General features: G+C 51.9%; 10 protein-coding genes. 5 read left to right on the top strand and 5 right to left on the bottom strand.

Annotation, left to right across the window (positions count from 1 at the left end; translation table 11 throughout):
• Positions 1–9: 9 nt before the first annotated feature.
• Positions 10–1,728, bottom strand: a complete 1,719-nt coding sequence (locus ABD920_RS15230; protein ID WP_345160244.1) for an ABC transporter substrate-binding protein — start codon at positions 1,726–1,728, stop codon at positions 10–12.
• 11 nt (positions 1,729–1,739) lie between these two features.
• On the opposite strand from ABD920_RS15230, the gene ABD920_RS15225 reads away from it, so the two are divergent.
• From ABD920_RS15225 to ABD920_RS15210, 4 genes are all read left to right on the top strand, one after another.
• Positions 1,740–1,979 (top strand): hypothetical protein, encoded by a 240-nt coding sequence (locus tag ABD920_RS15225; protein ID WP_345160242.1) that lies wholly within the window; start codon positions 1,740–1,742, stop codon positions 1,977–1,979.
• Positions 1,980–2,316: 337 nt separating this feature from the next.
• Complete coding sequence (locus tag ABD920_RS15220; RefSeq protein WP_345160240.1) at positions 2,317–3,804, top strand: hypothetical protein; 1,488 nt, start codon at positions 2,317–2,319, stop codon at positions 3,802–3,804.
• 12 nt (positions 3,805–3,816) lie between these two features.
• Entirely contained in the window at positions 3,817–5,313 is a 1,497-nt protein-coding gene (locus tag ABD920_RS15215; RefSeq protein WP_345160239.1) for a hypothetical protein, read from the top strand.
• Between the two features lie 63 nt (positions 5,314–5,376).
• The gene (locus ABD920_RS15210; protein ID WP_345160801.1) at positions 5,377–6,705 is read left to right on the top strand and encodes an MFS transporter; all 1,329 of its coding nucleotides are present in this window, start codon (positions 5,377–5,379) and stop codon (positions 6,703–6,705) included.
• Positions 6,706–6,911: 206 nt separating this feature from the next.
• Here ABD920_RS15210 and ABD920_RS15205 read toward each other — a convergent pair whose 3' ends face one another.
• Both ABD920_RS15205 and ABD920_RS15200 read right to left on the bottom strand, forming a co-directional pair.
• Positions 6,912–8,579, bottom strand: a complete 1,668-nt coding sequence (locus ABD920_RS15205; RefSeq protein WP_345160238.1) for an amidohydrolase — start codon at positions 8,577–8,579, stop codon at positions 6,912–6,914.
• Between the two features lie 9 nt (positions 8,580–8,588).
• Positions 8,589–9,362 (bottom strand): AMP nucleosidase, encoded by a 774-nt coding sequence (locus ABD920_RS15200; RefSeq protein ID WP_345160236.1) that lies wholly within the window; start codon positions 9,360–9,362, stop codon positions 8,589–8,591.
• 94 nt (positions 9,363–9,456) lie between these two features.
• On the opposite strand from ABD920_RS15200, the gene ABD920_RS15195 reads away from it, so the two are divergent.
• On the top strand, positions 9,457–9,918 hold the full coding sequence (locus ABD920_RS15195; protein WP_345160234.1) for a type I restriction enzyme HsdR N-terminal domain-containing protein: 462 nt from the start codon (positions 9,457–9,459) through the stop codon (positions 9,916–9,918).
• 47 nt (positions 9,919–9,965) lie between these two features.
• Here the strand turns inward: ABD920_RS15195 and ABD920_RS15190 are convergent, their stop codons facing one another.
• Positions 9,966–11,840 (bottom strand): LTA synthase family protein, encoded by a 1,875-nt coding sequence (locus ABD920_RS15190; protein WP_345160232.1) that lies wholly within the window; start codon positions 11,838–11,840, stop codon positions 9,966–9,968.
• A 151-nt stretch (positions 11,841–11,991) separates the two neighbouring features.
• Positions 11,992–13,104 carry an alanine dehydrogenase gene (gene ald, locus ABD920_RS15185; RefSeq protein ID WP_345160230.1) on the bottom strand — a complete coding sequence of 371 codons (1,113 nt, stop codon included), beginning with the start codon at positions 13,102–13,104 and terminating at the stop codon, positions 11,992–11,994.
• Between the last annotated feature and the right edge of the window lie 245 nt (positions 13,105–13,349).

Genomic DNA, 13,349 nt, shown 5'->3' with positions numbered 1-13,349 from the left:
GCCTGAATGCTATTCTTTAAGGGTGAAGGCGCTGACATCATAGTTAGGCTTTAAGCCGGATACTTTGACGTTGCCAAACCTCCTGTGCACGGCCAGCCGGTCTTTCAGGTAGTAGAGCGATATGAACGCCGCCTCATCATAAAGGATTTCCTGCAGGCGTTTCAGGAGTTTTGCTTTCACCTCGGGCGTGTCTGCCTTGTTAATGGCGTCCAGTACGTTGTCGCTCTCCGGCGTGCCGAAACCGGTGACGTTCCTGCCGCCTTTCCCGGCGAAATCCGAGTGAAGCAGGGGCTGGAAGTTGAGCACAAAGGGGTTGCCTGACAAAGAACGGAAGAACATTTCAAAGTCATGTGCTTTCAGATTCTGGCTTAGCAGGCTGTTTTCCATGGCCTGCACCTGCACCGGAATGCCAACTGCGGCCGCGCTTTGCTGAAAAATAATGGCGGCGTTCTCGTAGTTGCTACTGCCTGCCCTGTAGTTAACCTCCAGCGTCAGCTGTTCCCGGTTCCCGTTTATTTCCTGAAACCAGCCGTCCTGCTCCCGTTGCCAGCCCGCGGAAGACAAGAGTTCCATTGCTTTTTTCTGATGAAGGGAGTATGGGGTAAGCTTGTTGTTGTAATACGCTTTGAGTGAGGGCGGCACGGGGCCGACGGTAGGAGTGGCGTAGTTTTGCTGCGATACTTTGATCATGCTCTTCACATCCAGCAGGTGCGCAATCGCCTGTCGGGTGCGCTTGTCCGATAACTTCGGGAGGCGGGTGTTGATGCCGGCATAGATGAATTCATAAGCGTCCGGAGAATACATGGCGTACTCTTTCAGGAAATCTTCTTCCTGCCTGAGCTCATTAAACTCAGCGGCCTCAATATTATCCAGCACATCGAGCTGCCTGCTCCGCAGGGCCATCAGCGCGGTGGTGTTATCCGGAATCAACTGGAAGCTGATACGCTCCGGGTTGGCGGATAGGTAGGGGGCGTCAGGCAGGTTGTTACCCCACCAGTCGCTCTTCCTTTTTAAGGTCAGGTATTTGCCGTTTTCCCAGCTTTCGAGCAGGTATCCGCCGCTGCCTTGCAGCACACGGGTGCTGTGCCCATACGCTGGTGAGTTAAACCTGGCGGCGAAAGCTTTTAAATCACTGTTGTTTTCTAGCTCGGAAAGGCTTCCGGTAAGTGCCGCGACCTCAAGAGGTTGGAGCAGTGCTTCAGGATCAAATAAATAGGCAGGGAGTATGAAAAAATCCCCCGTCAGCAACTCCATCTCCGGGCTGTACCCCTCACAAACGAAGGTAAAGCGCTTGGCGTTGGAGCTGTCAAGCCTGATGTCCTGTATAAATTGTACCTGAGGTTTTAGAAACTCGTTGTTGAGCAACGGCGCTTTTAGCACCTTCAGGGTAAAGGCAACATCTGCTGCGGTTACAGGCGAACCATTTGTCCAGGAAGCTTCCTCCCGGATCTGGTACGTGAACAGCGACACGGAATCCAGGCGCTCCACCTGTGGCAAGTCAGCCGCCAGGTATGGCTTAATCTGATTATCCGCCAGGTCTGCGCTAAGCAGGCTCTGGAACAGCAGGTTTAAAATTTGTAGCGCTCCCGCATCGCTGTAGCTCACCGGGCTCAGCGTTTCCGGCTCTACTGCCAGTCGTACCCGCACCTCCTCTGGCGCACGTTCCGGCTGGCTGCAACTTGAAAGTACTATGAATAGACTTGCAACTAATAACCTGAAATTCCTCATTAAAATACCCTTTGGCTACATACATTACTGAAGGGCAAGTTAGGGAAAAAGACCAGAAGGTAGAGTTAAGCTTCGCTTATTCTACTCCACCATTTGTCCAGGTAGATGTACCTCCGAGTACAGTGGCAGCTGGCGTAGTAGTTGTTGTTGTTGTCGTTGTTGTAGTGCCTTTAGTAGAGGTGGATGTTCCAGAAGAAAGAGTGCCTAAACTAACCAAAACGGATATAAGAAGTGCTACCATGATTGTATAGTGTTTATGTGGTTTTATTTAAAACAAAGTTGATGCAGAATGAGCGATGTCGAAAGGAATGTTTTAATAAAAAAGTAACTGTTTTTATCCTAATTTTTTATTGATTTAAATTGATTATGTGTGATAAAACCTAAGTATATTATGTGTAATAATGATAAAATATATATATAATAATATTTTAAAGTAACTTTAAGATCTCATATCGTTTAAGTAAATATTCATTCTTATTTTGTAAAAGCAAATCAATAAGCTGTAATGTAAGTAACAATATATTATCTATTATTATCTTGTATTATTCTTTTGTAAACAACGCATGTTAGCTGTTACAGCATATTCTTATGGAAGAGCTCTATAAAATTGTTAAATTAGTAACTAAAAGTACCAACTTAAGTTTAGTGCTTCCTATTGCGAATGGCCGTCTCAGCAAGGAAGATGTTTTTTATGAAGGGATAAAAAACGGAAAATATGAATCTGATGAAGACGCTGCTAAAAGCTTGTACAATTCAGGTCCTAATGATGTGCGGTACAAAATGCTAAAGCATCGGCTAAAGAAAAAGCTGCTGAACAATTTACTCTTTCTTGACTACAACAAACTCGGTTCAAAAAGTTACTTCATAAAAGAGCAATCCTGCCTTCTGATGCTCCAGCAGGCATATATCCTAAGGTTAAATTACGAATTTGATTTAGTTTTGTCCTTGGTAGCCAAGATAATGGCTATCGCAGAGGAATATGACTATACTAACCACCAGGTTGCCGCTCTTGAACTGGCCGTTGCATGCTACTCTGAGAAAGGCAATCTAAAGCAATTCAACACTGCGCTTCCAGCGTTAGAGCAGGTGCTGTTCAAGCGAAATATTGAATTCAAAGCCACGAACATATTTCAAAGTGTAAGCGTGAACCTGAAGAAGTCTGTCACAGCAAGGAAGCGCCTTCTCCCCAAATTGCCCGAGTTGATCCAAACCCTGGAGGCTCTCTGGCAGGAAGCACGTACCTTTGTTACCTTTGAAGCTTATTACAAGACATCCATATCCTATTATGAGCTTGTCGGCAGCTTTGACAAGATCATTGAGATGACTGTTAACGCAGGAAAATGGGTTGAAGAAGGTACCGTCAATCCTTTGAGATTCGAGTCTAATTATAACAAGTTCGTTTTAGTATATGCCCATCTTCGGAATAAGGATTATGCCAACGGATTATTATATGCCGAAAAGTTTGCCTCAGATTTCAAAGAGGGCTTTCTAAACTGGTTTGCCTATATGGAGAACTACTTCCTGCTGGCTCTGCATTCCAATCAGCTTCCCTTATCTGAACTGCTTCTCCATAAAGTGTTTTCAAATAACTCTTTTTCCAGGATATCAAACACTGCCAAGGAAAGATGGAGCCTGTACCAGATGTACTATAGGGTGATCAGCTTAAACTCAAAGACAGCAAACAATATTTACATCAATCCCTATAGCCTTTCTCTTCCTGAGTACAGCAAGGACAAACTAGGGTTTAATGTGGCTTATCTTATACTGCAGTTCATATACTTTCTGCAAAAAGAGGACTCTGAGGCGCTTCTGTACAGGATTGAAAGTTTGAAGAAGTATATACTTACCCACCTGAAAGATACTTTCAGCCTAAGAAGCAAAACTTTTTTAAAGCTCCTGATCCTTACTGTAACGGAAGATTTCAACGCAGATGTCTGCCGCAGCAAAGGGCAAAAGCTCTATCAGAAGCTTATAGAGACCCCACCGCCAGGTGATGCTTACGCAGAGATAGAAATTGTGCCCTATGAGCACCTTTGGGAACATATACTCTCTATTTTAGATAAACAGGGCAACTGATAAAAAGCATACATGGATGAACTTTTGAGGCTTGTGAACCTGATAGTAGAGCGCAGTCCGAAATCCTTTCCCCTTATCAACTACCAGGACGAAAAGAGTCTTGAAACAAGATTTTTTAACCTGCTTAAGCAAGGTGAAGTAGCAACAGATGAGGATGCGTCTGAAACACTGTATGGCGGGAAGGGCCTTTCTGTTAATTACCGCATGCTGAAATCCCGGTTGAGGAGAAAGTTGCTGAACCACCTCCATTTCTTAGAGTTTCCGGCACATAAGTTTAGCCTTGGTAGTTTTGAGCAATATAAAATTCATGCGCTTCTGCTGGAGGCAGAAGGGTTGATCGTCGCCAATGAGTACAAGCTTGCAGATAGGATATTGACGCAAGCGATAGCGTTTGCAAAAGAGCACCACCTTACTACGAGCATCGTGAGGGCATTGGAGCAGAAGTTAAACATACACACAACTGTCATCAACAAAAAGACATACCTGGAATCTCACAAAGAGCTACAAGGATACTATCGTTTAGAAGCCTTGGAGCGAACCGCAACGGGGTTGTTCAACCACGCCAGGATAGAGTTGGGTTCCAGCTTGGGTGCACGGCTTGCATATATGCGCAACTTACCGGAGGTGCTCAAAGAGTTATATACCCTTTGGGAGAGCTCCAAATCCCCTCTCATCTATAACAGATACCATATCCTGAGCATTCAGTATTTAGAGCTGTTAGGGGATTTTAATGCAATATCGGAGGCGGTGGCAAACGCGGAGGACTTGCTGAGACAGGGTAAGTTGCATGCAAACTGGTTCAACCATAAGTACAACGCTTTCATACGCATATATGCCCTGCTCAGAACCCGGCAATATGAAAAAGGGCTTTCGCTTGCCCCTGCGTACCTTCAGCTTTTCGACCCCCAGACGGTGAACTGGTTTGCTTTTATGGAGAACTACCTGCTCCTGGCCCTGCATGCGCAGCGGTATGCGCTGGCCGGGGAGCTGCTGCAGAAAAGTGTCGGGAACCGTTTTTTCAGGAAAATACAGCAGCCTGCCAAGGAAAGGTGGGAGCTGTACAGAAAGTACCTTGTCCTGATGAGCGATGTTCTTCCCGAGAGCCTGCGCATTGAGTTGCCTGAAGATGTTTTTATTGAACTGGTTACCCTGCCCAAGGATAAGGCCGGATATAACCTGTCGCTGCTGGTGTTGGATACCATTAAAAGCTTTACCACCAAAAAAATTGACGACTACGAGTCGCACGCGGAGCGCATAAAGAAATACATCCTGAAATATATGCGCGGGGATAAGGCGGAGCGACCAAAGATTTTGCTGCGGCTGCTGTTGCTGGCCATAAAGAAAGGGCTCGATTTCAACCAGATAAGGGAGGCAAGCGGCCACCTTTCCGAAAAGCTGGCGAAGGCGCCACCGCCCGGCGATGCCTTCGCCGAGGTAGAGATCGTGCCGTACGAGCACCTGTGGGAGGCCGTGCTGATTATTCTCAAGCGGCGGGCGATTCCCGCATAGACTGCCATTGTACTTACGGCCGAAGGAGAGGCTATCGTTTGCTTATTTTTGCTATTTTAGATGATGCAGAAGAACAACCCCACCGTGAGCAGAGCCTGGTGCTTTTATGACTGGGCCAACTCAGTTTATTCGTTGGTCATTATTTCAACGATCTTCCCGATATACTACAGTGCGGTGGCGCGCAACCCGGACGGGACGGATCTGGTGCGCTTCCTCGGATTTGAGTTGGGGAGCGCCGTGCTTTTTACCTATGCCATCTCGGCGGCTTTCCTGATCATAGCCGCTATCAGCCCTTTCCTGACAGCCATCGCCGACTACAGCGGCCGTAAGAAGCTTTTCATGCAGCTGTTCTGCTACCTTGGGTCCTTTTCCTGTATAGGTTTGTACTTCTTCACGCGCGAAACGTTCACGGTTTCTGTCCTGTTGTTTGTGCTTGCCACGATAGGCTACAGCGGCAGTATCGTGTTCTACAACGCCTACCTGCCCGAGATCGCCACAGAAGACCAGTATGACAGGCTGAGTGCGCGGGGCTTTTCGATGGGCTACGTGGGCAGCGTGCTGCTCCTGGTCTTTAACCTGGCCATGATTCTGCAGCCGCAGTGGTTCGGGATTTCAGTTGAGAATACCTCGCTTCCGCCGCGCATCGCCTTTCTGAGCACCGGCATCTGGTGGTTTGGGTTTGCGCAATACTCGTTTTACCACCTGCCCGGCAATGTCTATGCCCGCAAGCCAAAGGGGAGCTGGATTCTCAACGGTTTTAAAGAGCTGAAGCATGTGCTGGACCAGGTGAAGGGGCTGCCCATGTTGAAACGCTTCCTGCTGGCGTATTTTTTCTACAACATGGGCGTGCAGACGGTCATGTACCTGGCGGCGCTCTTCGGGGAGGTAGAGCTGCGCCTGCCAAGCGACGTGCTGATCCTGACCGTGCTGATCATACAACTTGTAGCTGTAGCGGGCGCCTATACTTTCTCAAGGCTATCGGCCCGGTTCGGCAATATCCGGGCGCTGATACTGGCGGTGCTTATATGGGTCGGCATCTGCATCGGGGCGTATTTTACCTACACCGAATTCCAGTTTTACGTGCTTGCTGCTGTCGTTGGCTCGGTGATGGGCGGCATCCAATCGCTCTCCCGCTCCACCTACTCCAAGTTCATCCCAGCCACCACGATCGACCATGCCTCTTTCTTCAGCTTCTATGATGTAACGGAGAAAGTATCTATTGTGCTCGGCACGCTGGCATATGGTATGATCGCGCATTACACCGGGTCGATGCGCTACAGCATTCTCGCCATCATCGGCTTTTTTGTGCTGGGCTTGCTGTTCCTGCTGCTGGTACGCGGTAAAAGGTCGCTGGAGGCCCAGCCAGATAATATCCAGCCTGTTCATATATAAAAACCAACGTAAGTTGCAGGCTGAGAACAGGAGGGCCGCTGCAAGAATCTTTTGCAGCGGCCCTCCTGTTTTGGGTCCCCCTGTCAACAAAGCAGGAGTTACACCAAGTCGTCTGAACCTTCTTCCGTATAGGGCTTCATCCTTTGGAATGAAAGGAGAGTGCCATTTTAACCGTAGCTATGGCAGGAAGTATATAGGATCCGGCATTACTTACTCTTCTTATATACCTGCTTCCCGTTTACGAAGGTGCTGAGCACCTGCACGCCGCGCATCGCGGCTGGCTCAATGGTCATGAGGTCCTTGTCTACAATGATAAAATCAGCGAACTTGCCGGGCTCCAGGCTTCCTTTTTCATCCTCCTCGAAGTTAGCTCTGGCTGCCCAGATCGTCATGCCGCGGAGGGCTTCTTCACGGCTCAGCGCATTCTCCATCTGAAAACCGCCTTCCGGGAAGTTCTTGCCATCCTGGCGAGCAACCGCCGCATGAAAGGTGTAGAAGGGGTTTATATCCTCCACCGGAAAATCGCTGCCCAGCGGGAGGAAGCCGTTCTGCTCCAGCAGTTGCTTGAAGGGGTAGGCATGCCCGATCCGCTCTTCGCCCAGCCTGTCGCCGGCCCAGTACATATCGGAGGTGGCGTGGGTGGGCTGCACCGAGGGGATAATGCTGAATTGCCCGAACTTGTCCATATCAGCCGGGTGCACGATCTGGGCATGCTCAATGCGCCAGCGCTTGTCGTTCCTGCCGCCCAGCACATCGCCATATATGTCCAGCAGCAGGCGGTTGGCCGAGTCGCCGATGGCGTGCGTGTTCATCTGGAAACCGTGCTCGTGCAGCTGCTTGGCGATGTCGCGGAAATCCTGCTCAGCCGCCAGCAGGAAACCAAAATGGCCTGGCTTGTCGTGGTAAGGCGCCAGCAGGTTCGCTCCCCTGGACCCGAGGGCCCCGTCGGCATATACTTTGAAGGAGCGCACGTGCAGCCTGTCGGTTTTGTAGGGGCCATGTTCGAAGTAATGGTCCTTGTTCTCCTGTGTGGGGTTCAGCATGGCGTAGACGCGCATCTGCAGCTCGCCCTTCCGCTGCATGTCATCGATCAGGTCTACTGTTGCTTTGTCCAGTCCGGCATCATCCACGGACGTCAGGCCGACGGCAAAGCAGTTGGCTTCGGCAATTTGGAGCGCCTGCCGCTGCTCAGCCTCATCCGCCTCCGGTATTTTAGAGGTCACCAGGTCCACGGCATTGTCAACCAGGATGCCTGTCATGCGGCCGTCTTTTACCTCCACCAGTCCTCCCACCAGTTTGGATCGGGACGTGACACCCGCCAGGTCAAGCGCCTTCTGGTTAGCCAGGGCGGCGTGGCCGTCCACGCGGGTGATGATCACCGGCGTGTCGGGGAAAAGCTGGTCCAGGGTATCTTTAGTCGGGAATTCCTTTACCGCCCAGTCGTTCTGGTCCCAGCCGCGCCCCGTTACCCAGTCGGCATCCGGGTATTTCTCACGCTGCGCCACTAACTGCTGCACCACCTCTTCGAAGGAGGCCGTGCCCACCAGGTCCGCGGATTGCAGGCCAAGGCCGTAGCGGTAGAAGTGGGAGTGGGCGTCGATCAGCCCGGGATATATGGCCTTGCCGCCAGCGTCTATTTCTTCCGGGGCGGCGTATTTCTGGCGTATGGCCTCGGTTGTGCCTACTTCTAAGACCTTTCCGTCTTTCACGGCGAAGGCCTCAGCTTTTTCGAAACCGCTGTTTACGGTATATACCGTCCCGTTATACACAACCAGGTCGGCCTGCCGGGTGCTCTGTGAGGTGCTGGTGCAGCTGCTTAAAAGGGAGGCGCCCAAAAGCAGGGCAGCGGCAAGGGTGCGTAAGGTTTTCTTCATTATATATATTTACTCAAAGCGCATGTGTTTCACAGACTCGCCGGAGTTGATCAGTTCCAGCAGCGAGTCTATGCCGATGCTGAGGTGCTTTTCGACATAGGTCGTTGTCACCAGCTTGTCGCTTTCAGAGGTCTTCACGCCTTCCGGGATCATCGGGTTGTCCGACACCAGCAGGAGGGCCCCGTGCGGGATCTCGTTGATGAAGCCGACGGTGAAGATGGTGGCTGTCTCCATGTCCACGCCCATCGCGCGGATCTGGCGCAGGTACTCCTTGAACTCCTCGTCGTGCTCCCACACCCGGCGGTTGGTCGTGTAAACGGTGCCGGTCCAGTAATCCATCTCATGCTTCTTGATCATAGACGAAACCGCTCTTTGCAGGCGGAAAGAGGGCAGTGCCGGGATCTCAGGGGGCATATAGTCATCGGAGGTACCCTCGCCGCGGATCGCCGCGATCGGGAGGATCAGGTCCCCGATCTGCGTCTTCTTCTTCAGGCCGCCGCACTTACCCAGGAAAAGGGCCGCTTTCGGTTTGATGGCCGAGAGCAGGTCCATCACGGTGGCTGCCATGGCGCTTCCCATCCCGAAATTGACGATGGTGATGTTGTTGGCGGTCGCTGTCTGCATCGGCTTGTCGAGGCCGTTCAGCTCTACCCCGAAACGGTCAGCAAACATGCGCACGTAGTTGATGAAGTTGGTGAGCAGAATATACTCGCCGAACTCATCCAGTGGCACCCCCGTGTAGCGGGGAAGCCAGTCGCTCACTATTTCTTCTTTGGTTTTCATACGCTGTATGTGCTGTATATAAGTTGATATAAAAAATCCGCCGTAGTAGCTGTCACTACTGGGGCGGAGCACCGGGAAATGGCTAAATTGCGGCATGGATGCTTTGAATCTGCCACCATTTGAATACAAAATTACGAAATCCGGCACTAATAACCTGATTTTTGATATAATCCGCCGAAAATACGTAGTGCTCACCCCCGAAGAGTGGGTCCGGCAACATGTGGTGCACTACCTCATCAACACGCTTGCATACCCCAAAAGCCTGCTCAGTGTGGAGCGTGGCGCCAACTATAACAAGCTGCAGAAACGCTCTGATCTTTGTGTATATAATACGGAGGGGAAGCCGCACCTGCTGGTCGAGTGCAAGGCGGCGCATGTGCCGATCACGCAGGAGGTCGTGAAGCAGGTATCCATATATAACCAGACCCTGCAGGCCCCTTTCCTGGTGATCACCAACGGCCTGCAGCATTATTGCTGGCAAGTTGATTTCAGGACAAGGCAGTTTCAGCCGCTACAGGACATCCCAGCCTTCAGCCCAGAGGGATTGAATTCCTGAGTGTAGGTAATAAAATGTCGTTTGGCCAAAATTGAGCCGACCAGGTCTCAGTCATTAAATAAATACAGCTTGTTCTGTGTCATGCCGTTCCGGAAGTACTGCACGTAGGCCTTCAGTTGCTGCGACGCTGCGGGGGAAGCGGGGGCTGGGGCCATGTCTGGGAAAGTATAGGTCTGCACCTGGTCGTCGGGTGTGAGTTTAGTGATCTGCTCCTGCTGCACCAGTAGATACGCGTTGCCGTCGAAAAGCAGCGCCCGGCCTGTGCCGGTGGTGTCCAGCACCGACCGCCCGAACGGCAACAACTGGTTCGTCGGAATGTGGAGGTAGTCGATGACGGTGGTGGGGATATCCGCGTGCTGGGCTACCTGCTCCGGATTTATATCCGCAAAGCTTTGGCCCGGGTGGAAGAGGAGCAACGGCACGCGGTAAGCGCCCAGCTCGTTCTGGTAAGCAGGGGATATGCTTTTCTGCGTATGGTCGGCTGTGAGGATGAACAGCGTGTTGCGGTACCAGGCTTGCCGGGAGGCGGTCTTGAAAAACTCCCGCAGCGCATGGTCTGCGTAGCCCAGCGACTCGTGGATCTCCAGTTCCCCCTTCGGGAAACGGCCGCTATATTGAGGGGGCACGGTGTAAGGTTGGTGTGAGCTTAGGGTGAACACGGTGGACATGAAAGGCTGCCGGAAAGAAGACAGCTCCCGTGCCACATATTGCAGGTACGGCTCGTCGAAAATGCCCCATTGGCCGTCAAAGTCATTGTACCGGAGTTCCGACGGATAATCATCCAATCCATAGTAGGCCTGTATGCCGGACGCCTTCGAGAAATTGTTAAAGCCCATCGAGCCGTTTGCCGCCCCATGGAACATGGCGGTCTGGTAGCCGTGCTCCTGCAGGATGCTGCCCAGGCCACTGTAGCGGTTCGCCTCGTAAGGGGAGGTGATAAACGGCTGGTCCATCAGCGAGGGAATGCCGGCCAGGATGGAAGGCAGCGCCTCGATGGATTTGCGCCCGTTGGCAAAGGCATTCCGGAACAGCACGCCTTGCGTCGCCAGGGAGTCTAAGAATGGCGTGTAGCCTTTGCCGCCGTTCAGCGCCCCCACATATTCTGCTGCAAAGCTCTCGAGGATGATGATCACCACATTCTCTTTTCTCATATCCCCCCCCGGATTTATATATAGATTGGGGTTGAAGGGCAAAGCCGCCAGCAGCTCAGCCTCCGTCTCAAAATAATGCTTCTCCTCCAGGGTAGCCTTGCCGATGCCCTTGATGAAGGTGAAGGGGCTGTTCAGGGTGAGGTGGCCAAGCTGAGCCGTATCCAGCACAAAGGCGTGGTTGGGCCGGAGCGGCTTGAGCTGCAATCCACCCCGGATGCCCAGCACTGCAAATGCCGCCACCAGCAGTAACCGTATGCTGCGCAGCCATATAGGGGGTGAGGGTGCGGCAGGTGCGGCATGCGCCTTTGGGTATAGCTTCATCAACACGAACAGTAGCAGCACAAAGGCAAGGCCGAGGTACCAGTAATAGAATGCCAGCTGCCCGATCTGCTCTGCCACGTCTCCCCCGATCGAGAGCAGCTCGTTGCTGGAGCGCCGCCCGATGAACTTAAAGAACTCCACATCCACCAGAGCCAGCGCAAGAAACGGGGCGTTAGAGAGAAAATACACACCTTTCAGCACCTGCTGGTACCGCGGGTGCAGCGTGTTGCCCACGGGCAGCAGCGAGAGCAGGATGAACACGCTGTTGATGATGAGGAGCGCAGACACGTCGTAGCGAAGGCCGTGTGCAAAGGCAAACAATGTCTCCGCCGCGCCGGCCGGGACAAAGGTGCTATAATTAAAGACATAGAAAACCACGCGCAGTACCATATACAGCGCCAGTAACAGGCCCAGGCGACGCAGCATTAATCTAAAGGTAGTATCGAACATCTTTTCCTGCGCTCTTATATATTCTATATAGGGGAAGCAGCGACTTCACCTTCATCTGATGTATATATGTTATATATATGGCTGGGCAAAAATAAGGGCGCCTTTCTGACAATGTCAAAAAGGCGCCGCTTAATATCGTCATTTTCTGTATTTATAATACCTGCTCCGCCGGTACAAACTCCAGTCCGAACGCTTCCGCCACGCCTTGGTAAACAACCTTGCCCTGCACCACGTTCAGGCCTTTCAGCAGCTCCGCGCTGTCGGCGCAGGCTTTCTTCCAGCCTTTGTTAGCCAACTGAATGGCATAGGGCAGTGTGGCGTTTGTGAGTGCCAGTGTGGAAGTATAAGGCACCGCACCCGGCATGTTGGCCACGCAATAATGCACCACATCGTCAATGACATAGGTTGGGTTCTCGTGCGTGGTCGGCTTGCAGGTCTCGATGCAGCCTCCCTGGTCAACCGCCACGTCTACCACCACAGTGCCGGGGCGCATCTCCTTCAGCATATCGCGCGTGATGAGGTGGGGCGCCTTGGCACCCGGGATCAATACCGCCCCAACGATCAGGTCGTGGGTGGACAGCAGCTCGCGGATGTTGTACTCATTCGACATGAAGGTGTTCACGTTGGCCGGCATGATGTCGTCGAGGTAGCGCAGGCGCTGCAGGTTCGTGTCCATGATAGTGACATCGGCACCCATACCGGCTGCTATTTTCGCAGCGTTGGTGCCTACCACTCCACCGCCCAGGATCATGACTTTGGCAGGTCGGACGCCCGGAACCCCGCCAAGCAGGATGCCACGGCCGCCCATCGGCTTCTCGAGGTATTTAGCGCCCTCCTGGATGGCCATGCGGCCGGCCACTTCCGACATGGGCACCAGCAGCGGCAGCGTCCTGTCGGCTTTCTCCACGGTTTCGTAGGCCAGGCACACCGCCTTGCGCGCAATCATGGCGTGCGTTAAGGGCTCATAAGAGGCAAAATGGAAGTAGGTGAAAAGCAACTGGTTTTCCCGGATCAGGTTGTACTCCGACTCAATCGGCTCCTTTACTTTGATGATCATCTCGGCAATGCCATATACCTCCTCGATGCTTGGGAGGACAGTGGCACCCGCTCTTGCGTATTCCTCATCGGCGAAACCGCTTCCGGCGCCCGCAGAAGACTGCACGTACACGGTGTGGCCATGGCGCACCAGTTCAATCACACCGGCAGGAGTGGCACCTACCCGGTTCTCGTTATTCTTTATTTCCTTTGGAACACCAATTATCATGTGGCTCTGTCTTGCTAGTAATTTTGAAAAGTTGCGCAAAGATACCACTTCTCTATTCAAATAAAATAGTCCGTGCTGCCTGTGTGGTAAAGCCGGCCGGCGTGACTGAGGAATCCAGAGAAATGGTGCAAAAAACTGGGGGAGAACAGGGGGATGAGGAAGGGTATGAATGAAAAAAGGCAGTGATAGAATCACTGCCATTAGTACAAAATAAAACTATGAAAAAAACTATCTCTAAGGTATCG

This window comes from Pontibacter saemangeumensis (assembly GCF_039541895.1).
GTDB classification, from domain to species: domain Bacteria; phylum Bacteroidota; class Bacteroidia; order Cytophagales; family Hymenobacteraceae; genus Pontibacter; species Pontibacter saemangeumensis.
The sequence above is the reverse complement of the archived record's forward strand: the minus strand, read 5'-3'. Positions and strand labels throughout refer to the sequence as shown.

Bases quoted from the DNA above. Each gene is read 5' to 3' on its own strand.
- ABD920_RS15220 (WP_345160240.1), top strand. From the start codon at position 2,317: ATGGAAGAGCTCTATAAAATTGTTAAATTAGTAACTAAAAGTACCAAC.
- ABD920_RS15210 (WP_345160801.1), top strand. From the start codon at position 5,377: ATGCAGAAGAACAACCCCACCGTGAGCAGAGCCTGGTGCTTTTATGAC.
- ABD920_RS15195 (WP_345160234.1), top strand. From the start codon at position 9,457: ATGGATGCTTTGAATCTGCCACCATTTGAATACAAAATTACGAAATCC.
- ald (WP_345160230.1), bottom strand. From the start codon at position 13,104: ATGATAATTGGTGTTCCAAAGGAAATAAAGAATAACGAGAACCGGGTA.
- ABD920_RS15205 (WP_345160238.1), bottom strand. From the start codon at position 8,579: ATGAAGAAAACCTTACGCACCCTTGCCGCTGCCCTGCTTTTGGGCGCC.
- ABD920_RS15230 (WP_345160244.1), bottom strand. From the start codon at position 1,728: ATGAGGAATTTCAGGTTATTAGTTGCAAGTCTATTCATAGTACTTTCA.
- ABD920_RS15215 (WP_345160239.1), top strand. From the start codon at position 3,817: ATGGATGAACTTTTGAGGCTTGTGAACCTGATAGTAGAGCGCAGTCCG.
- ABD920_RS15200 (WP_345160236.1), bottom strand. From the start codon at position 9,362: ATGAAAACCAAAGAAGAAATAGTGAGCGACTGGCTTCCCCGCTACACG.
- ABD920_RS15190 (WP_345160232.1), bottom strand. From the start codon at position 11,840: ATGTTCGATACTACCTTTAGATTAATGCTGCGTCGCCTGGGCCTGTTA.